The sequence below is a fragment of the Pseudomonas sp. IPO3774 genome, from assembly GCF_013386835.1.
In the GTDB taxonomy this organism is placed as follows: domain Bacteria; phylum Pseudomonadota; class Gammaproteobacteria; order Pseudomonadales; family Pseudomonadaceae; genus Aquipseudomonas.
Genome location: NZ_JACAQY010000025.1, coordinates 7,763 through 26,518 on the forward strand (window position 1 = coordinate 7,763; position 18,756 = coordinate 26,518).

At 62.9% G+C, this 18,756-nt stretch carries 19 protein-coding genes, 1 pseudogene and 1 riboswitch; of the genes and pseudogenes, 13 read left to right on the plus strand and 7 right to left on the minus strand.

The window, feature by feature from the left end; translation table 11 throughout:
• Positions 1-61: 61 nt before the first annotated feature.
• From HYE77_RS15755 to HYE77_RS15765, 3 genes are read right to left on the minus strand one after another with little or no spacing between them, the layout of a single operon-like run.
• The gene (locus tag HYE77_RS15755; protein WP_008431412.1) at positions 62-988 is read right to left on the minus strand and encodes a DUF4880 domain-containing protein; all 927 of its coding nucleotides are present in this window, start codon (positions 986-988) and stop codon (positions 62-64) included.
• Positions 989-1,026: 38 nt separating this feature from the next.
• Positions 1,027-1,572, minus strand: a complete 546-nt coding sequence (locus HYE77_RS15760; protein WP_102605758.1) for an RNA polymerase sigma factor — start codon at positions 1,570-1,572, stop codon at positions 1,027-1,029.
• The gene (locus tag HYE77_RS15765; protein ID WP_087694899.1) at positions 1,569-2,243 is read right to left on the minus strand and encodes a secretin and TonB N-terminal domain-containing protein; all 675 of its coding nucleotides are present in this window, start codon (positions 2,241-2,243) and stop codon (positions 1,569-1,571) included. Before HYE77_RS15765 ends, HYE77_RS15760 begins: the two co-directional genes overlap by 4 nt.
• Before the next feature lie 162 nt (positions 2,244-2,405).
• Here HYE77_RS15765 and HYE77_RS15770 point away from each other — a divergent pair, with 162 nt between their 5' ends.
• From HYE77_RS15770 to mntP, 9 genes are all read left to right on the plus strand, one after another.
• A complete protein-coding gene (locus HYE77_RS15770; RefSeq protein WP_177068973.1) occupies positions 2,406-2,717 on the plus strand; it encodes a hypothetical protein in 312 nt (103 codons plus the stop codon).
• Positions 2,718-2,853: 136 nt separating this feature from the next.
• Positions 2,854-3,708, plus strand: a complete 855-nt coding sequence (locus tag HYE77_RS15775; RefSeq protein ID WP_032898755.1) for a MurR/RpiR family transcriptional regulator — start codon at positions 2,854-2,856, stop codon at positions 3,706-3,708.
• Positions 3,709-3,729: 21 nt separating this feature from the next.
• Positions 3,730-4,272 (plus strand): D-alanyl-D-alanine dipeptidase, encoded by a 543-nt coding sequence (gene ddpX, locus HYE77_RS15780; protein WP_177010053.1) that lies wholly within the window; start codon positions 3,730-3,732, stop codon positions 4,270-4,272.
• 118 nt (positions 4,273-4,390) lie between these two features.
• Complete coding sequence (locus HYE77_RS15785; protein WP_008431417.1) at positions 4,391-5,941, plus strand: ABC transporter substrate-binding protein; 1,551 nt, start codon at positions 4,391-4,393, stop codon at positions 5,939-5,941.
• Between the two features lie 167 nt (positions 5,942-6,108).
• Positions 6,109-7,125, plus strand: a complete 1,017-nt coding sequence (locus HYE77_RS15790; protein ID WP_177068974.1) for an ABC transporter permease — start codon at positions 6,109-6,111, stop codon at positions 7,123-7,125.
• Between the two features lie 19 nt (positions 7,126-7,144).
• The gene (gene ddpC / locus HYE77_RS15795; protein ID WP_032868129.1) at positions 7,145-8,026 is read left to right on the plus strand and encodes a D,D-dipeptide ABC transporter permease; all 882 of its coding nucleotides are present in this window, start codon (positions 7,145-7,147) and stop codon (positions 8,024-8,026) included.
• The gene (locus HYE77_RS15800; RefSeq protein ID WP_032898749.1) at positions 8,023-9,018 is read left to right on the plus strand and encodes an ABC transporter ATP-binding protein; all 996 of its coding nucleotides are present in this window, start codon (positions 8,023-8,025) and stop codon (positions 9,016-9,018) included. Before ddpC ends, HYE77_RS15800 begins: the two co-directional genes overlap by 4 nt.
• On the plus strand, positions 9,015-9,965 hold the full coding sequence (locus HYE77_RS15805; RefSeq protein ID WP_003220120.1) for an oligopeptide/dipeptide ABC transporter ATP-binding protein: 951 nt from the start codon (positions 9,015-9,017) through the stop codon (positions 9,963-9,965). Before HYE77_RS15800 ends, HYE77_RS15805 begins: the two co-directional genes overlap by 4 nt.
• A gap of 41 nt (positions 9,966-10,006) precedes the next feature.
• A riboswitch (yybP-ykoY riboswitch) is annotated at positions 10,007-10,173 on the plus strand.
• A 10-nt stretch (positions 10,174-10,183) separates the two neighbouring features.
• Entirely contained in the window at positions 10,184-10,747 is a 564-nt protein-coding gene (gene mntP, locus HYE77_RS15810; protein ID WP_177020851.1) for a manganese efflux pump MntP, read from the plus strand.
• A 159-nt stretch (positions 10,748-10,906) separates the two neighbouring features.
• Here the strand turns inward: mntP and HYE77_RS15815 are convergent, their stop codons facing one another.
• The gene (locus tag HYE77_RS15815; RefSeq protein ID WP_003220118.1) at positions 10,907-11,974 is read right to left on the minus strand and encodes an NAD(P)-dependent alcohol dehydrogenase; all 1,068 of its coding nucleotides are present in this window, start codon (positions 11,972-11,974) and stop codon (positions 10,907-10,909) included.
• Between the two features lie 142 nt (positions 11,975-12,116).
• On the opposite strand from HYE77_RS15815, the gene HYE77_RS15820 reads away from it, so the two are divergent.
• Positions 12,117-12,935: an alpha/beta fold hydrolase gene (locus HYE77_RS15820; protein WP_177068975.1), complete on the plus strand. Its 819-nt coding sequence runs from the start codon at positions 12,117-12,119 to the stop codon at positions 12,933-12,935.
• 69 nt (positions 12,936-13,004) lie between these two features.
• On the opposite strand, the gene HYE77_RS15825 is transcribed toward HYE77_RS15820, so the two are convergent.
• Positions 13,005-13,880, minus strand: coding sequence for a LysR family transcriptional regulator (locus HYE77_RS15825; protein ID WP_008431428.1), 876 nt, complete (start codon positions 13,878-13,880; stop codon positions 13,005-13,007).
• A gap of 176 nt (positions 13,881-14,056) precedes the next feature.
• Here HYE77_RS15825 and HYE77_RS15830 point away from each other — a divergent pair, with 176 nt between their 5' ends.
• Positions 14,057-15,055, plus strand: coding sequence for an NAD(P)H-quinone oxidoreductase (locus HYE77_RS15830; protein WP_177020849.1), 999 nt, complete (start codon positions 14,057-14,059; stop codon positions 15,053-15,055).
• A gap of 64 nt (positions 15,056-15,119) precedes the next feature.
• Positions 15,120-15,723: pseudogene (locus tag HYE77_RS15835) on the plus strand (glutathione S-transferase).
• Between the two features lie 7 nt (positions 15,724-15,730).
• Here the strand turns inward: HYE77_RS15835 and HYE77_RS15840 are convergent.
• The gene (locus tag HYE77_RS15840) at positions 15,731-16,855 is read right to left on the minus strand and encodes an alkene reductase (protein WP_102368728.1); all 1,125 of its coding nucleotides are present in this window, start codon (positions 16,853-16,855) and stop codon (positions 15,731-15,733) included.
• Between the two features lie 98 nt (positions 16,856-16,953).
• Positions 16,954-17,631 carry a type 1 glutamine amidotransferase domain-containing protein gene (locus HYE77_RS15845; RefSeq protein WP_177068976.1) on the minus strand — a complete coding sequence of 226 codons (678 nt, stop codon included), beginning with the start codon at positions 17,629-17,631 and terminating at the stop codon, positions 16,954-16,956.
• 167 nt (positions 17,632-17,798) lie between these two features.
• On the opposite strand from HYE77_RS15845, the gene HYE77_RS15850 reads away from it, so the two are divergent.
• Positions 17,799-18,755 carry a GlxA family transcriptional regulator gene (locus tag HYE77_RS15850; RefSeq protein ID WP_003220105.1) on the plus strand — a complete coding sequence of 319 codons (957 nt, stop codon included), beginning with the start codon at positions 17,799-17,801 and terminating at the stop codon, positions 18,753-18,755.
• Position 18,756: the final 1 nt, after the last annotated feature.

Below are 18,756 nucleotides of genomic sequence, written 5' to 3' on the forward strand. Positions count from 1 at the left end.
AGGCCGCTGTGCTTTTGATTTTGAAGCAGCCGTTACCTAAATAACGGATATGCACACCGATCTAACTCAACAAAACAACACCGCCAGGCAACTCCGTACACTTGGCCCCATACGCATCGCGAATCAAAAGCGCCACCCCCGCCAACTGATGCAGACTAAACCGCGCCTGCACCCGCCGCTTGCCCAACTGCGCATTCATCAGCAGCAACATCCCCGGCCGATAGCGATTGATCTCATCCACCACCGTCGCCAGCGTCGCATTATCAAACACCAGCACCTGCTCCCGCCAAGCCACCACAGCCTGCACGTCCACCGCCACCGGCTCACCCACACCGCTGGCGTCATAAGTCAGCTGCCGCCCACCCTCAAGCCGAACCGTACGCCCCCCAACACCCACCAACAGCGCCCCATCAATACACGTCACACACACACTGTGATCCGTATTGCGCACATTGAACCGCGCCCGAGCCGCACTCAACCACCCTCCACCCGCCTGAACCTGAAGCGGCATCGCAGCATCGGCCAGCACCTCGACCTCCCCCTCCAACAACTCAATCCCACCCTCACGCCGGCTGATCCGCGTCTGCGTATTGAGCTCCAGCCGAACCCCATCACCCAACTCCACCCGCCGCTGCTCGCCGACCTCGGTGCGGTAATCCGCCGTCAACCCGGCAAACCCACCCGGCACCGTCACCCGCACCATCAACACCGCCGCCGACGCCGCAATCGCCCCGCCCAAAAACGCCCGCCGCCCAAAATGCCGCGGCCGGGAAAACTGCTCGGCGGCGGGAGCCAATTGCTGCCACAACACCTTGGCCTGCTCGAACGCCCGGGCATGCTCCGGGCTCTGGGCGCACCACTGGCGCAACGCCTTGGCATCAGCAACGGTGGCCCGGCCCGACGTCAGCAGCACCAGCCAGTCACGCGCTTCATCGTGCAGGGGGCTGTCGGGCGCAGCACGGGCAGCGGAGAGGTTAAAAATGTTCAAGCGCGCAGGTACTCAACGGATTATCAGGGACTCAATCACTAAGACGGTTTTCCGGCCCCGGGACCGAACCGCTGGATCACTTTTCTTTCAAGGCGCTGTGCACAGTGGCCCAGCCCGGCCTTGATTTCCTTTTCGACCATGCGCGTGGAAATCCCGAAACGCCTGGAGATCTCCAGGTGTGGCGCCTCTTCCAGACGTGCAGCGATAAGGATCTGGCGCCGCCGCGCCGGCAGTTCGTAGAGGGCCTTGAGCAAGGACTGGATTTCCCGCTGGCCACCCACCACCCGCGACGGGTCCTGGGCTTCATCGACGGTTTGCAGCAGCTCTTCGACTTCGCTGCCGGTCAACAGTCGCGCATCCGCCTGGCGTCGGTCAGCGGCGATGTTCAGCGCCATTCGATACAGGTAGGCATTGGGTTGCGCCAGGTTCGGCGGTACGTCCATGCGGTCGACCCGCAGGTAGGTTTCGTGCAGCACGTCGTTGGCCAGGTCCTCGGACCCGAGGCGCTTGCGCAGGCGTACCTTGAAGTCCTCGTAGGACGCCAGGAACAGGCTGACCATCATGCTGTGGCCGGTGTCTTTCATGCCCCGGAAACTCCTTCCCCTGCTGTGCATTCCATGCGTGTTCCTGTTGAATCGGGCATCAAAAGTAAGGTCACCGGCAAGCGCAGCGAACTGGGCGCCGGGCGTTCGACCCGGGTGGCGCCCAGGCCGCGTACCAGCGCTTCGTCACGCTGCAGGTCACCGGTGGAGCTGACCAGCCGGCTGTGTTCGATCACCCCGTCACCGTTGACCCACACCTGCACCAGCGCCCGGAAACTGCCGGGGCGGGTCAGCGGCGAACGGCACAAACTGCGTTCGATCGCCTGCTGCAAGGCCGCGGCATAGCTGTTGTTGATCCGTGCTGCATGCCCTGCCTTCAGCCCCCGCGTCGTGGCCGGCTGGCTGACCTCGGGGACTTGCAGGGTGAACGCATCGCTGCGGGCATAACGCGCCATCAGGCCACTCCCTGTCAGCAGCAGGCCCAGGGCTTGCTGCGCACTGTAGCGGCCATGCACGCCGATGGAGCGCCGGCCCCGGGTCAACTCGCGGTCCACCAGCACCGCCATGCCGGTGGCATGGCTGAACGCCTGCAGGGCGCTATCCAGGTTCTGCGCGGGCAGGTCCAGGGTCACTTCGGCGCGCACGGTCTGCGCCAGCCCCAACAGCAGAGCCAGGCAGCAGCCCGCGCGCCTCCAAGCCCCCCTGCTCAGCATCGCAACACGTCCGACATAGCCTACAAAACCGTCATCCTGAGGCCAGTTTATGAACCTGATGTTACGGTGCCAGCAAAAAAAACATCACGGTGACGGGCAGCCCGCTGCACTACACTTTTGAGCCATACCGGCCCATTTCCCAGGGCTCGCCAGGAGGCACCGATGAACCTGTTCCCGACCCTCGCCAGCCTGTTGCTGTGTGCTGCCCTGCCACTGATGGCCCACGCCGAAGGAACGCCCAATGGCTGCACCGAGGTCAACGTGGATGGCTACAAGGCACCGGACTATGGCTGCCTGAGCCAGCAGATGGGCAACCACCCGGACGCCGCCAAGGCCACGCAAAAGAACCAGCAAGCGCAACAGGTGTCCATCGACAAACGCAAGCCGAACCAGATCGGGCTCTCTACACCCGCAGCGACCAGTGTGCGCATGGGCAATACGTTCGGTACTTCGGTGAAACCCCAGCGGCCTTGATCGCCGCTTGTCCCCCCCTGCCCGCCCAGTGCAAAAAAAGCCATTGTGTTATCGCGATTGCCGATGTTATGTTTCTAACAGACATCAAAATCATGAAACATGAGTAACATCAATGACCGGCCTGCGCGAAAACGTCATGGATAAAAACAGCTTCCAGCGCACGCTGGAACAGCAGTTCCCGACGCTGACGCCCACCGGCAAGCGCATCGCGACCTACCTGCTGGGCAACCTGCAACAGCTGCCGTTCGAAACCGCCGACAGCATCGCCCAGCAAGCCGGCACCACCGGGATTTCAGTGGGGCGTTTCTTGCGAACCCTGGGTTATCGCAACCTCGATGACGTCAAGCAAGGCCTGCGCGGCGACCCGCAAGCCTCCTGGCTGATCACCGACCGCCTGGGTGCGTTTCGCCAGGAGAACGATCAGGAAGACGCCCTCGACCGTTCCCTCAACCGCGAGATCGAAGCCATCCAGCATGTGTATGGCCTGGCCCGCAGCCAGGGTTTCGCCGACATCGTGCAGCACATCGTGGACGCCGACGCGGTGTTTATCCTCGGCATCCAGTCCACCCGGGGCATCCTCAATGCGTTCCACAGCCACCTGGAATACATCCGTCCCAAGGTCTATTACGTCGATGGCCTGTCGGGGATCTACGCCGAGACCCTGAACTCCGGCTTTGAAAAACCCTACGCCATCACAGCGGATTTCCGCGCCTATTCCAGCATCACGCCCACGTTCTGCGAGACCGCGAATGCCCAGGGTCTACCCTTGGCGTTGATCACTGACTTGCAATGCCCCTGGGCCCGGGACTACGACCTGGACCTGCTGCAGTTGAAAACCGATGTCGGCCAGTTCTGGGACTCCATGGCGCCCCTGACGTGCCTGTTCAACCTGATGGTGTCTGCCGTCGCTGACCGCTACGGCGAGCGACTGGATGCACGCCTGGCAAAAAACCGCGCCCTGCAACAGGCCTTCGGCCAGTTCGAATCCTGACCCTGGAAAGGAAATCTTTGAGTGAAAACCAGCCCATTGGTAGAAATCGCCCCACCGGAATACCCGGTACAGGTCGACCTGATCTACGCCAGTGCCGACAACCTCGCAGGCACCGTGATCTACCGCAACACCCGCTGCCTGCTGCACACCGAAGCGGCGGCCTGCCTGCGCAAGGCGAGCCTGTTGGCACGCCAGGCCGGCATGACCCTGCTGATCTACGACGCCTATCGCCCTGCCTACGCCCAGCAACTGTTGTGGCAGGCCCTGCCCAACCCGGACTACGTGCGCGACCCACGCCTGGGCTCGCACCACACCCGCGGCGTGGCCGTCGACCTGACACTGATTGATGAACACGGCACCCCCCTGGACATGGGCACGGCGTTTGATGCCATGGAGCCCAAGTCCCACCAGTTCTACCCCGACCTGCCGCCGCAGGTGCAGCGCAACCGCCTGCTGTTGTTGGGCATCATGCTTGGCGCCGGCTTCAAGGCGATTGCCACCGAGTGGTGGCACTACGAGTTGCCGGATGCCGAACTTTTCCCATTAATTGAGGAGTCACACTGATCCCAAGGACCGTACCATCACAATAATTAGCAGCACCCTTTAGCTCCAACTGCCCGGTTATAGATTTCATAAAAATAAACCAACCCGCTTTTTCCTCTAAATAATCAAGGAAACCGGCATGACCCCAAGCAACCGCAAGACCCTCGCACTCTCCCTGCTGTGCGCCGCCCTGAGCCTGGGCGCGTGGCAATCGGCAAGTGCCGCCGCCCCCAAAGACACCTTGATGATCGGCAAGGCCGCCGACCCGCAAACCCTCGACCCGGCCGTGACCATCGACAACAACGATTGGGCGGTGACGTACCCGGCGTACCAGAAGCTGGTGGCCTACAAAGTCGAAAACGGCAAGGGCAGCACCGAGGTCAAGGGCGACCTGGCCGACAGCTGGACCACCTCGGCCGACGGTCTGGTGTGGGACTTCAAACTCAAGCCCGGCAACAAGTTCGATGACGGCGCCGAGGTCGACGCCAATGCGGTGAAGTTCTCCTTCGACCGCGTGATGCAGCTCAAGCAAGGCCCGTCGGGTGCGTTCCCGGATGACATGAAAGTCACCGTGGTCGACCCGCTCACCGTGCGGTTCACCCTGGCCAAGCCCTACGCGCCCTTCCTTTACACCCTCGCCCATAACGGCGCCGGCATCATCAACCCGGACGTGGTGAAACAGGGCGACGTCAACGCCTACCTCTCCACCCACACCGCCGGCTCCGGCGCCTTTCGCCTGAGCAACTGGCAGAAAGGCCAGAGCCTGACCCTGGAACCCAACACCTACTACGCCGGCACCAAGCCCGCGCTGAACAAGGTGGTGATCAAGATCATCAGCGAAGCCTCGGTACGCCGCCTGCAACTGGAACGCGGTGACCTGGATATCGCCGAAGACATGCCCCAGGACCAGCTCACCAACCTGGCCAAAAAGAAAGACGTGGTGATCAAGGAATTCCCGTCGCTGCGGGTGACCTACCTGTACCTGAACAACCAGAAAGCCCCGCTGAACAACCAGAACGCCCGCCAGGCAATCGTTGATGCGGTGGACTACAAAGGCATTGTCGACGGCATCCTCAAGGGCCAGGCCAAGTTGATGAACGGGCCGATTCCCGCCGGCATGTGGGCCAATGACCCGAGCCTGCCCTTGATGAAACAGGACCTGGACAGCGCGGGCGCGAACCTGAAGAAACTCCCGGAAAAAATCACCAACCTGAATTACATGTACTCCGACAAGGACCCGGACTGGGAATCCATCGGCCTGACCCTGCAAGCCAGCCTGGCGCCGCTGGGGATCAACCTGAAGATGGAAAAACTGGCCAACGCCACCATGCGCGAGCGCCTGGGCAAGGGTGACTTCGACGTGTCCATCGGCTCGTGGGCGCCGGACTTCTCCGACCCCTACATGTACATGAACTTCTGGTTCGACTCCTCCCTGCAAGGCCTGCCGGGCAACCGTTCGTTCTACAGCAACCCGGTGGTGGACAAGCTGATTCGCGATGCGGCGGCCAACAACGACACGGCCAAGCGCACCGAGCTGTACCAGGAAGCCCAGAAGATCGTGCTCAAGGACAGCGTGTACGCCTACCTCTATCAGAAGAACTACACCCTGCCGATGCGTGATTCGGTGAAGGGTTATGTGTTCCATCCGATGCTGGAGCAGGTGTTCAACGTGGCTGAGATCAGTAAGTAACACGCAATCAAATGTGGGAGCGGGCTTGCTCGCGAAAGCGGTGTATCAGTTACCCGATGTATGACTGACCCACCGTATTCGCCAGCAAGCCCGCTCCCACACTGGACCTGCTGTGTTTTCCAGGCTGTATTCCTGATCCAAATGTCTCGCGTTACCGAGGAGCCCTCATGGCCTTCCTGAATATGTTGCGCAAACGCCTGTTCGGCCTGATCCTGGTCGTCGTCGGCGTTTCGCTGATTACCTTCTGCATCTCCCACCTGATCCCGGGTGACCCGGCGCGCCTGATTGCCGGCGACCGGGCCAGCGACGCCATTGTCGAGAACATCCGCCATCAACTGGGCCTCGACCTGCCGCTGTACCAGCAATACGGCCGCTACATGAGCGACCTGCTGCACGGCGACCTCGGCACCTCGATCCGCACCAGCCGCCCGGTGCTGGAAGACCTGAAAGCGTTCTTCCCCGCGACCCTCGAACTGGCGGTCGCCGCCCTGCTGCTGTCGGTACTGGTGGGCGTGCCGCTGGGGGTGCTGTCAGCGGTGTATCACAACCGCGCCATCGACCAGCTCGCCCGAACGCTGGCGGTCACGGGCATTTCCACCCCGGCCTTCTGGCTCGGCCTGGGCCTGATCGTGTTGTTCTACGGCCAGCTCGGCTGGCTGCCCGGCAGCGGGCGGCTGGATGAAGGCCTCGAACCACCGCGCACCATCACCGGGTTCTACCTGATCGACTCGCTGCTGGCCGGCGATATCCCACTGTTCCTGAATGCCCTGGAACACCTGATCCTGCCCGCCGTGACCCTGGGTTTCGTCAACCTCGGCGTAGTCGCCCGGCAGATTCGTTCGGCGATGCTCGACCAGTTGGGCGAGGACTACATCCGTACCGCCCGCGCCTACGGCCTGTCGCGCTGGGCGGTGATCCTGCGCCACGCCCTGCCCAACGCGTTGATCCCGTCGATCACCGTGCTCGGCCTGACCCTCGGCGACCTGCTGTATGGCGCGGTGCTGACCGAAACCGTGTTCGCCTGGCCGGGCATGGGTGCCTATGTGGTGAAGTCGATCCAGTCCCTGGATTTCCCGGCGGTGATGGGCTTCGCGATCCTGGTGTCGTTTATTTATGTACTGCTGAACATGCTGATCGACCTGCTCTACCGGGTGGTCGACCCGCGCATCGGCGAGGTGAATTGAGATGACCGCTCCCCTGACCATGCCCGTACCGGTGCCCCTGGAACAGCGCCCCACCTGGCGAGCGCGAATGGAGTACCTGGGCTATCAAATACGCCGCAGCCCGCTGACCATCGCCGGCCTGACCATCACCTTGATCGTGCTGATCTGCATGGCCTTCGCCCCCTGGTTGGCGAGCCATGACCCCAATGCCCTGAACCTGGCGCAACGCCTGGCCGAGCCCTCCGCCGAACATTGGTTCGGCACCGATGAAGTCGGCCGCGACCTGTTCAGCCGGGTGCTGTACGGCAGCCGCCAGTCGGTGGGCGTGGGCCTGTTCGTGGCGTTTTCGTCCTGCCTGGTGGGCGGGCTGCTGGGCTGCCTGTCGGGGATCATCGGCGGGCGTTTCGACAGCCTGATCATGCGCCTGATGGACATCATGCTGTCGGTGCCGTCCCTGGTGCTGATCATGGCCCTGGCTGCAGCACTGGGCCCGAGCCTGTTCAATGCGATGCTGGCGATCACCGTGGTGCGCATCCCGTTCTATGTGCGCCTGGCCCGGGGCCAGGCCCTGAGCATTCGCCAGATGGGCTACGTCAAGGCATCCCAGACCTTCGGCGCCGGGCGCTGGCACATCGTGTCGTGGCACGTGGGCCGCAATGCGATGCCGCCGTTGCTGGTGCAACTGAGCCTGGACATCGGCAGCGCGATCCTGATGGCCTCGGCCCTGGGTTTCATCGGCCTGGGTGCACAACAGCCCACCGCCGAATGGGGCGCGATGGTTGCCACCGGGCGCAATTTCATTCTCGACAACTGGTGGTACTCGACCTTTCCGGGGCTGGCGATCCTGGTCACCGCGACCGGCTTCAACCTGCTGGGTGACGGTGTTCGTGACCTGCTCGACCCACGGCAACAGGGGAAATGACCATGTCCAGTCCGGCAGTGCTTGCCATCGACAACCTGAGCCTGGAATTCCCGGCTTACCGCAACAACGTCCAGGCACTCAACGGCGTGTCGTTGCACGTCAACCCCGGCGAAGTCGTCGGCGTAGTGGGAGAATCCGGCTCCGGCAAATCCGTGACCGCGATGCTCAGCCTGCGCCTGCTGCCGGAGCGCAGTTACCGGATCACCGCCGGCAGCTTGCAGATGCTCGGCCGCGACATGCTCGGTGCCAGCGAGAAGGAGTTGCTGCAGATCCGCGGGCGTGACGCGGCGATGATCTTCCAGGAGCCGATGACCGCGCTGAACCCGACCCGGCGCATTGGCCGGCAGATGCTCGATGTGATCATCCACCACCAGCGCCTGAGCAAGGCCGCCGCCCGTGCCAAGGCCATCGCCCTGCTGCGGGACATGCACATCGCCGACCCCGAACAGGTGCTCGACAGCTACCCCTTCGAACTCTCCGGCGGCATGCGCCAGCGGGTGATGATCGCCCTGGCATTTTCCTGCGACCCTCAGTTGCTGATCGCCGACGAGCCCACCACTGCCCTCGACGTCACCGTGCAACGCCAGGTGCTGTTGCTGCTGCGGGAAAAAGCCCGGGAACGCGGCACCGCGATCCTGCTGATCACCCACGACATGGCTGTGGTCTCGCAGTTCTGCGACCGGGTGTATGTGATGTACACCGGCGCCGTGGTGGAAGAAGGCCCCACCGCCCAGGTGATGAGCGACCCGCGCCATCCCTACACCCAAGGGTTACTCAGCGGCTTGCCGGAACAGGTGAAACCCGGCGACGACCTGCTGACCATCCCCGGCCAGGTGCCCAACCTTGCCGCCCTGCCCTCAGGCTGCACCTTTCGCGAACGCTGCCCCCAGGCCATGAGCCAATGCATCGAGCGCCCGCGCCTGGACCTGATCAACCCTGCCGGCACCCGCAAAAGCGCGTGCTGGCTGACTGCCGGGGAGTCGGTGCAATGACCGTGTCTCAAGATTCACTGCTGGCTTTGCGGGATGTACGGGTCAAGTTCCCGGTAAAAACCGACTGGCTGGGCCGCCCGCGCGGTTATGCTCACGCCCTCAACGGCATCGACTTGCAGGTGCGCCGTGGGGAAACCCTGGGGATTGTCGGCGAGTCCGGCTGCGGTAAAAGCACCCTCGCCCAATTGCTGATGGGCCTGGTCAAGCCCAGTGACGGTGAAGTGGACTGGGTCTACGAAAGTGCCCGGGAACGCCATCGGCATGTGCAGATCGTATTCCAGGACCCGCAATCGTCCCTCGACCCGCGCCTGCCCATCTGGAAAATCATTACCGAGCCGCTGTTCGCCCTTGGCGACACGCCCAAGAGTGAAATGCGCACCATCGCCGCCAAGGTCGCCGCGCAGGTAGGCATTCGCGCTGAATACCTGGACCGTTACCCGCACCAGTTTTCCGGTGGCCAGCGCCAACGCATCGCCATCGCCCGCGCGCTGGCGTCCAACCCGAGCATCCTGGTGCTGGACGAGCCGACCTCGGCCCTGGATATCTCGGTGCAGGCGCAAATCCTCAACCTGCTGGCCGAACTGCAACGGCGGCTGGGGCTGACCTACATCCTGATCTCCCACAACGTTTCGGTGGTGCGGCACATGGCCGACCGGGTGGCGGTGATGTACCTGGGGCAGATCGTGGAACTGGGGTGTGCCGAGCAAGTGCTGGAGCAGCCGAAGCATCCGTACACCCAGCTGTTGCTGGAGGCGGTGCCCAAGCTGGGGGTGGCGCTGGACGACGCGTATGTCAGTGCACCGACAGAGCTGCCGGGGAACCGGGTGTTGCCGGGTGGGTGTTTCTTTCTCGACCGCTGCCCGAGGCGTACACAAGGCTGTGAGCGGCCGCAGCGGTTGACGGGTGGGATGAGTCAGCAGGTGCGGTGTCACCTGGAACATCCGTGAGGCGTCCTTAACAAAATTTTCATGATTGCGCGGCTATGATCCGCCACCTCGTTGGGGAGTAGCCTGCTTCGGATTCTCGAAGCGTTCGTATCAACATTCTCGGCAACATGCCGTGGTGCGAACACCATTTTGGTTGGTGAGACCAGCGACACATCCATGCCTGAAGTCGGGCGTGTGGTTGTGTCGTTGACTCATACAGCCCGACTGGAAGCCTTACCGTGAACCCCATTTCCCTGATTCTTCTCGCCCTTGCCATGTCCACGGACGCCTTTGCGGCGGCCATTGGCAAAGGTTCCAGCCTGCACAAACCACGCCTGACCGAAGCCCTGCGGGCCGGGCTGATCTTTGGTGTGATTGAAGCGATCACGCCGATTATCGGCTGGGCCATCGGCCAGGCCGCCACTCGCTGGGTGCAAAACTGGGACCACTGGATCGCTTTTACCCTGCTGGTAGCCCTGGGCCTGCACATGATCTACAACGGCTTGAAGGCCGATGATCCAGAGGAAGAGAAACCGAGCCAGCACTCGTTCATGATTCTTGCCGTGACCGCGTTTGCCACCAGCATTGATGCCTTGGCGGTCGGCGTAGGCCTGGCGTTTGTCGACGTGAATATCCTGGTGGCCGCTGCGGCGATCGGCTTGGCGACGATGACCATGGTAACCATCGGCATGATGCTTGGCCGGGTGTTGGGGACTGTGGTCGGCAAGCGCGCCGAGATGGTTGGCGGCGTGGTGTTGATGCTGGTGGGTGCGACGATTTTGTATGAACACCTGTCGGCCTAGAAACCGGCGAAGATCAAAATGTGGGAGCGGGCTTGGGTGGGAGCGGGCTTGCTCGCGAAAGCGGTGGTTCAGCCAGCCTATTGAGCGACTGACACACCGCCTTCGCGAGCAAGCCCGCTCCCACACCAGCCCGCTCCTACAGGGATCGGCGGCGATCAATCAGGCCGCGTGTTTTTCTTTCTTCAGGCTCTCGATGTCGATCACGAACCGATACTTCACATCGCCCTTGAGCATGCGCTCGTAGGCGTCATTGATGCCCTGGATGTCGATCATCTCGATGTCCGAGACAATCCCGTGCCTGGCGCAGAAATCCAGCATGTCCTGGGTTTCCTGGATGCCACCGATCAACGACCCGGCCAGGCTGCGACGCTTGAAGATCAGGTTGAACACGGTCGGTGACGGGTGCGGGCTATCCGGGGCGCCCACCAGGGTCATGGTGCCGTCACGCTTGAGCAGGTTGAGGAAGGCGTCGAGGTTGTGGGACGCGGCCACGGTGTTGAGGATGAAGTCCAGGGAGTTGGCAACCTTGGCCATTTCGTCCGCGTTCTTCGACACCACCACTTCATCGGCCCCCAGGCGCAGGCCGTCTTCGCGCTTGTTCGGCGAGGTGGTGAACAGCACCACGTAGGCGCCCATGGCATGGGCGATTTTCACCGCCATATGGCCCAGGCCACCGAGGCCGACAACGCCGACGCGCTTGCCCGGCCCGACGTTCCAGTGGTGCAGCGGTGAGTAGGTGGTGATGCCTGCACACAGCAGCGGCGCGACCGCCGCCAGGTTGCTCTCGTCGTGGGAGATCCGCAGGACGAACTTCTCCTTGACCACGATATTGTCCGAGTAGCCGCCGAAGGTGTTTTCGCCACCAAAAGCCGGGCCGTTGTAGGTGCCGGTGAAGCCGTTTTCGCAATACTGCTCCTCGCCCTCGGCGCAGGATTCGCAGTGCTGGCAGCTGTCGACCATGCAGCCGACACCGGCCAAATCGCCCACCTTGAACTTGCTGACATTGGCGCCCACGGCGGTCACCCGTCCAACGATTTCATGGCCCGGTACCGACGGGTACAGGGTGTTTTTCCATTCGTTGCGTACGGTGTGCAGGTCCGAGTGGCAGACGCCGCAATAGAGGATGTCGATCTGCACATCATCGGCCCCGGGGGCGCGACGTTCGAACGTGAAGGGTTTGAGGGAATCCTTGGAGTCACGAGCGGCGTAGCTGTAAGTCTTGGCCATTTCGTTCACCTGTTTGTTCAGACGGTAGAAAGCAGTTGACCAGCATAGACGCTGAACCGTTCAACCGAGCACAGGCATACAAGTCCCTCGTCAGATTCTGCGCCTATAGTATTGGCTGCCCTCTCACCCAAGGAGTTTTGCCATGAGCACCCTACGCACACAAGACGGTACCGAGCTCTACTACAAGGACTGGGGCACCGGCAAACCGGTGCTGTTCAGCCACGGCTGGCCGCTGGATGCCGATATGTGGGAATACCAGATGGAGTACCTGAGCAGCCGCGGCTACCGCACCATCGCGTTCGACCGCCGTGGTTTTGGCCGCTCGGACCAGCCCTGGACCGGTAACGACTACGACACCTTTGCCGACGATATCGCCCAGTTGATCAACCATCTGGATCTGCAGGACGTGACCCTGGTGGGCTTCTCCATGGGCGGCGGCGATGTCAGCCGCTATATCGCCCGCCATGGCAGCGCGCGCGTGGCCGGGCTGGTGTTGCTGGGGGCGGTGACGCCGCTGTTCGGGCAAAAGCCGGATTACCCGCAAGGGGTCGAGATGGCAGCGTTTGACGGGTTCAAGGCCGCGTTGCTGAAGGATCGCGCGCAGTTCCTGGCAGACTTCAATACGCCGTTCTATGGCATCAACAAGGGCCAACAGGTCTCCAGCGGTCTATTGACTCAAACACTGAACATCGCCCTGCTCGCCTCGCTCAAGGCGACGGTGGATTGCGTCACCGCGTTCTCGGAAACCGATTTCCGCCCGGACATGGCCAGGATCGACGTGCCAACCCTGGTTATCCACGGTGATGGCGACCAGATCGTGCCGTTCGAAACTACCGGCAAGGTCGCCGCGCAGATGATCAAAGGCGCGCAGTTGAAGGTGTACAAGGATGCCCCCCATGGTTTTGCGGTGACCCACCAGCAAGCCTTGAACGAAGATCTGCTGGCCTTCCTGCAACGCTGAGCCGATTGCGTTCTCCTGCGACGACTTATTTCTGGCCGGGCTGACACCCGGCCTTTTCAGGCAGTCGTACTATTCCCCGGTGCCGGCAAACCCCGCGACGATCTCGTCGATCACCACCCGCACCCGGGCGGTATGCCGCAGGTCGGCATGGGTCACCAGCCACACATCGTAGGGCAACGGCCGCGTACGGTCCGGCCACAGCCGCACCAGGCCGTCGCGTTCGCCGGAAACTATCGGAACCTCACCGATACCGATCCCTGCGGCGATGGAGCGGCGTACCAACAGGCTTGAACTCAAGGCCGCAACAATACGTCCGCGTCCCAGCGGCTCGCTGACCAGGGTCAGGTCCTTCTGGCTTTGCAGGTGCGGCTGATACACCACCAGGTCGTGTCCTTCGAACAGGCTGCCCGGTTCGGGTGCGCCGTGCCGATCGATATACGCCTGCGAGGCAAACAGCCCCACCGGCCAGCGGGCGATGCGCCGGGCGATCAGGTCGGGGTTGTCCGGGCGGGTATTGCGCACCGCGATATCGGCTTCGCGTTTGGCCAGGTTAAGCAACTGGGTCGAAGCGTCCATCTGCACGCGCACGTCAGGGTGCGCATCGTGCAGCCGGGCAATGGCCGGGATCAGGAAGTCGATGGCCAGGGAATCGGTGGTGGTCACCCGTACGGTGCCGGTCAGGCGGTCGTCCAGGCCCAGGACCTGACGCTCCAGGTCAAGGGCCGAGCGCTCCATGTTCTCCACCGATTGCAACGCGGCTTCACCCACGGCGGTCAGCGCATAGCCTTCGGAGGTGCGCAGGAACAATGTTGCGTTCAGGGACTTTTCCAGGGCATTGACCCGTCGCCCCACGGTGGCCTGATCCACCCCCAGCACCCGCGCGGCCCCGCGCAGTGTGGACTCGCGGCACACCGCGAGGAACACCCGCGCATCGTCCCAATTCATGGCTTTCCCCTTCAATGCATTTTTGCATCAGCGTGACGTGTAATCGCAGCATTATTGCATCACTCATCACGGCTATGCTGGGCACCAGCGAAAACACCCAGGATCGCCAGCAGGCTGAACCGCTCGGTAACGGGCGCGGTCCCAACCCATACGTTCATTGCTACAGGTGCACTCAAATGACTCTGCCCCACGAAATGACCCTGATCGAAATCACCAGCCCCGGCGGCCCCGAAGTCCTGCAACCACGCCAGGAGCCGGTACCTGTCGCCGGCCCCGGCGAAGTGCTGATCCGCGTGCACGCCGCCGGCGTCAATCGCCCGGACGCCCTGCAACGCGCCGGCACGTATCCGATGAAACCCGGCATGAGCCCGATTCCCGGGCTGGAAGTGGCCGGTGTGGTGGTCGCGCTGGGCGAAGGCGTCAGCGAGTACGCGCTGGGCGACAAGGTGTGCGCCCTGACCAATGGCGGCGGTTATGCGCAGTACTGCGCAGTGCCCGCCAGCCAGACCTTGCCGGTTCCCGATGGCCTGGACTGGATTCAGGCGGCAGCGATCCCGGAAACCTTCTTCACCGTATGGGCCAACCTGTTCGGCATCGGCGGTGCGCATAAAGGCCAGCGCGTGTTGATCCATGGCGGCACCAGCGGCATCGGCACCACCGCGCTGATGCTCTGCCGCGAGTTCGGTATCGAAGCGTTCGCCACCGCCGGCAGCGTGGAAAAATGCGCCGCCATCCGCGAGCTGGGAGCCGAGCCGATCAACTACCGGGAACAGAATTTCGCCGAGGTCATCGCTGACAAGACCGCGGGCAAGGGTGTCAATGTGGTCCTCGACATCATGGGTGGCTCCTACCTGAACGACAACATCAGCGCCCTGGCCATGGAAGGTCGCCTGGTGATGCTGGGCTTCCTCGGCGGCGCACGCGCCAAAGACATCGACCTGCTGGCGATCCTCGGCAAACGCGCGATCGTTACCGGCTCGTTGTTGCGCTCACGCACCCGGGAAGAAAAAGCCGCGATTGCCGCACAACTGCGCGAACACGTGTGGCCGGTGCTGTCGGCCGGGCGTTGCCTGCCGATGATCGATGAGGTGTATGCCTACACCGACGCCGCGAAGGCCCATGCGCGCATGGAAGGTGGCGACCATATCGGCAAGATTGTGTTGCGGGTGGATTGATAAACATGCGGAAAAACGGTTTATAACGTCATCAGAACAAAACACTGCGGTTAATGGAGGCTTCATGAAACTGGTCGGCATGCTGGACTCGCCCTACGTGCGCCGCGTGGCCATTTCCCTGGAACTGTACGGCGTCGCGTTCGAACCAGGCATTGTCGGTGTTCAGCACCTTCGATGAGTTTTCCGGGATCAACCCGGTAGTCAAGGCACCGACGCTGGTGCTCGACGACGGCACGGTGCTGATGGATTCCGGCTTGATCCTCGAGTACCTGGAAGCCCTGGCGCCGGCCGGCAGCCGATTGCTGCCCCCGTCAGCCCCAGCGCTTGCCAGGGATCTGCAAGTGATCGGCCTGGCGCTGGCAGCGTGCGAAAAGACCGTGCAGATCGTCTACGAACATCACCTGCGGCCCGCCGAAAAACTGCATCAGCCGTGGATCGACCGCGTGACCGGACAACTGCTGGCGGCCTATGCGTTATTGGAGGCGCGGGTGGCCGAGCGCGACAGCGACTTGCCGCTGACCCAGGCGAGCCTGACGGTGGCGGTCGCCTGGTCCTTCACCCAGCTGAAGATAGCCGACGTCGTGAAGGCCGATGCGTTTCCCCACTTGCAACGCCACGCGGCCCTCGCCGAGCAGCACCCGGCATTCGGCAAATACCCGATCGAGTAGCCCGTGCCTACCCGGCATACACCGGATAATCGGTGAAGCCCACCTCGGTGCCGCCATACAGGCCGTCCGCGTTCAACGGGTTCAGCGGCCAACCGTTGAGCAGGCGTTGGGGCAAGTCGGGATTGGCAATGTACGGCCGGCCAAACGCGATCAGGTCTGCCAGCCCTGCCTCTACCAGCCGCACGCCGCGCTCTGCGGTGTAGCGGCCTGCGTAGATGATCCGGCCGCTGAAGGTGTCACGCACCGCCTGGCGGAACGACTCGGGCAACTCGGGGGCATTGTCCCAGTCGGCTTCGGCAATCGACACGTAGGCGATGCCGGCCGCCTCAAGCACCTTGATCGCCTCGATGTAGGTGTGATGCGGGTCTTCCTCGACGAGGCCGATGTAGACCCGGTCCTGGTCAGTGCCGCTGAACAACGGCGCAAAGCGCACACCCAGGCGCTGCGGGCCGACTACTTCGGCCACCGCCTCGACGATTTCCCGCAGGAACCGCAGGCGATTGTGCAGTGAGCCACCGTATTCATCGTCGCGCTGGTTGGAATGCGCCGAGATGAACTGGTTGACCAGGTAGCCGTTGGCCGAATGAATTTCCACGCCATCGAAGCCTGCGGCCAATGCATTTTTTGCAGCCTGGGCGTAAAGCCCCACCAACTCCTTGACCTCGGCGGTAGCCAGGGCGCGCGGCTCGGGTGGCTGCACCAACTTACCGGTGCCGGGCCCGGTTGCAACGAATGCCTTGGCTTGCTGCGGCTGGATCGCCGACGGCGCAACGGGTGCTGCGCCGTCGGGCTGCAGTTCGTGATGGGACACGCGACCCACATGCCAAAGCTGGGCGAAGATCACGCCGCCTTCGGCATGCACGGCATCGGTCACGGTACGCCAGCCGTCAATCTGCTCCGGTGTGTAGATGCCCGGGGTCCAGGCGTAACCCTGGCCGCGAGGCTCGATCTGCGTGCCCTCGCTGACCATGAAGCCGGCGGTAGCACGCTGGCGGTAATAAAGCGCCATCAAGTCCGTGGCGATATCACCGGGCTGGGCACTTCGCTGGCGGGTAAGCGGCGGCAGGACGATGCGGTTTTTCAGGGTGTGGTGCCCCAGTGTGATCGGGGTACCTAAAGCGCTGTTGCTCATGGGGGGACAGTTCCGGATTCAAATTTCAGACAAGCAGAAGCTGCCGGCTCCCGCTCAGGGGAGCCGCCAACAACGTACTTTTTGGGGGATTCAGCGGGTTACGCGGTCAGCTTCAACAGCGCTTTGGCAACGTCACTGGAACTGGCAGGATTCTGCCCGGTGACCAGCAGGCCATCTTCAATCACAAAGGACTGCCAATCGGCACCCTTCTCATACGTGCCGCCCAGTGCCTTGAAATCATCCTCGATCAGGAACGGCACCACGTCGGTCAGGCCAACCGCTGCTTCTTCAGAGTTGGAGAAGCCGGTGACGCGTCGGCCCTTGACCAGCGGCTCGCCGTTGACCGCCTTGACGTGACGCAAGGCACCCGGGGCGTGGCACACAAAGCCAATCGGCTTGCCCGCACGCTCGAAGGCTTCGATCAGGGCGATGGAGGTTTTCGACTCTGCCAGGTCCCACAGCGGGCCGTGGCCGCCTGGGTAGAACACGGTGTCGAAGTCGCCGGAGTTGACCGACTCCAGCTTCACGGTGGTGGCCAGGGCCTGTTGCGCCGCCGGGTCAGTGGCGAAGCGGCGGGTCTGGTCGGTTTGCGAATCCGGCAGGTCGCTGACCGGGTCCAGGGGCGGTTGCCCACCGGCCGGCGAAGCCAGGGTCACGTCGGCCCCGGCGTCCTTGAACGCGTAGTAGGGAGCAGCAAATTCTTCGAGCCAGAACCCGGTCTTGCGGCCGGTGTTGCCAAGCTGGTCGTGAGAAGTCAAAACCATCAATACTTTCATGTGCCAGTGCCTCGGGGTGATGTGGGTTGGAATGGAATCAAGCTTAGGAGCCGGGCCAAAACCGCACAATGTCATGTCCGCAAGGATTCCGGACATTGCGCCAAGGCGGTTGCCGTTTCCCTGGCACACGCCGACAATCACCGCTCCGCGCCCCCTGGAGAGATGAGATGCACAGCATTGCGCTGATGGTGTACCCGAACTTTCAATCCTTGAGCCTCAGCCTGGGCTCGGTGTTCGAGTGCGCGAATCTGCTGCGTGGCGAGCAGGCGTATGAGTTTCACCTGGTGTCGGAAAGTGGCGGTCCGATCATGACGTCCCAGGGCTTCTCGGTGAACAGTACGCCGATCCGGCCCGAGGGCTATGACACATTGATCGTCAGCGGTTACCTGGAGTTCCAACTGCCTGACGCCAGCCTGCCGAGGCTGGTCCAGGCGGCGTCCAAACAGTCGCGACGGATTGCTTCGTTGTGCATGGGCATCTTCGTGCTGGCCGAGGCCGGATTGCTCGAAGGCAAGCGCGCCACCACCCACTGGCTGCACGCACCGGCCTTTGCCAAGCGCTACCCGCAGATTCGCCTGGAGGAAGACAAGCTGTTCGTGGTCGACGGCCAGATCTGGACCGGTGCCGGCATGAGCGCCGGGGTGGACCTGGCGCTGGCGATGGTGGAGAACGACCTGGGCAGCGACCTCGCCCGCCGCATCGCGCGCAAGCTGGTGATTGCCCAGCGCCGTGGCAGCGAACAGTCGCAGCTATCGGCGTTGCTGGAACTCGACCCCAAGTCCGACCGTGTGCAGTTGGCCCTGGCCTACGCCCGGGAGAACCTGACCCACGACCTTTCGGTCGAGGCCCTGGCGGCCGTGGCGCGGCTCAGCCCACGCCAGTTCAGCCGGGTGTTTCGCGAGGAGACCGGGCAAACCCCGGCCAAGGCCATCGAATCCCTGCGGGTGGAAGCCGCCCGGGCAATGATGGAAACCAGTCGGCACCCGGTGGAAGTGGTCGCCCGCGAGACCGGGTTCGGTGATCGCGAGCGCATGCGCCAGGCATTCCTGCGGGCGTTCGGCCAGCCGCCACAGGCGATGCAGGCGGCATTGTTCAGTGCAGGGGCTGGCGCCGCGTTCAGTTGAT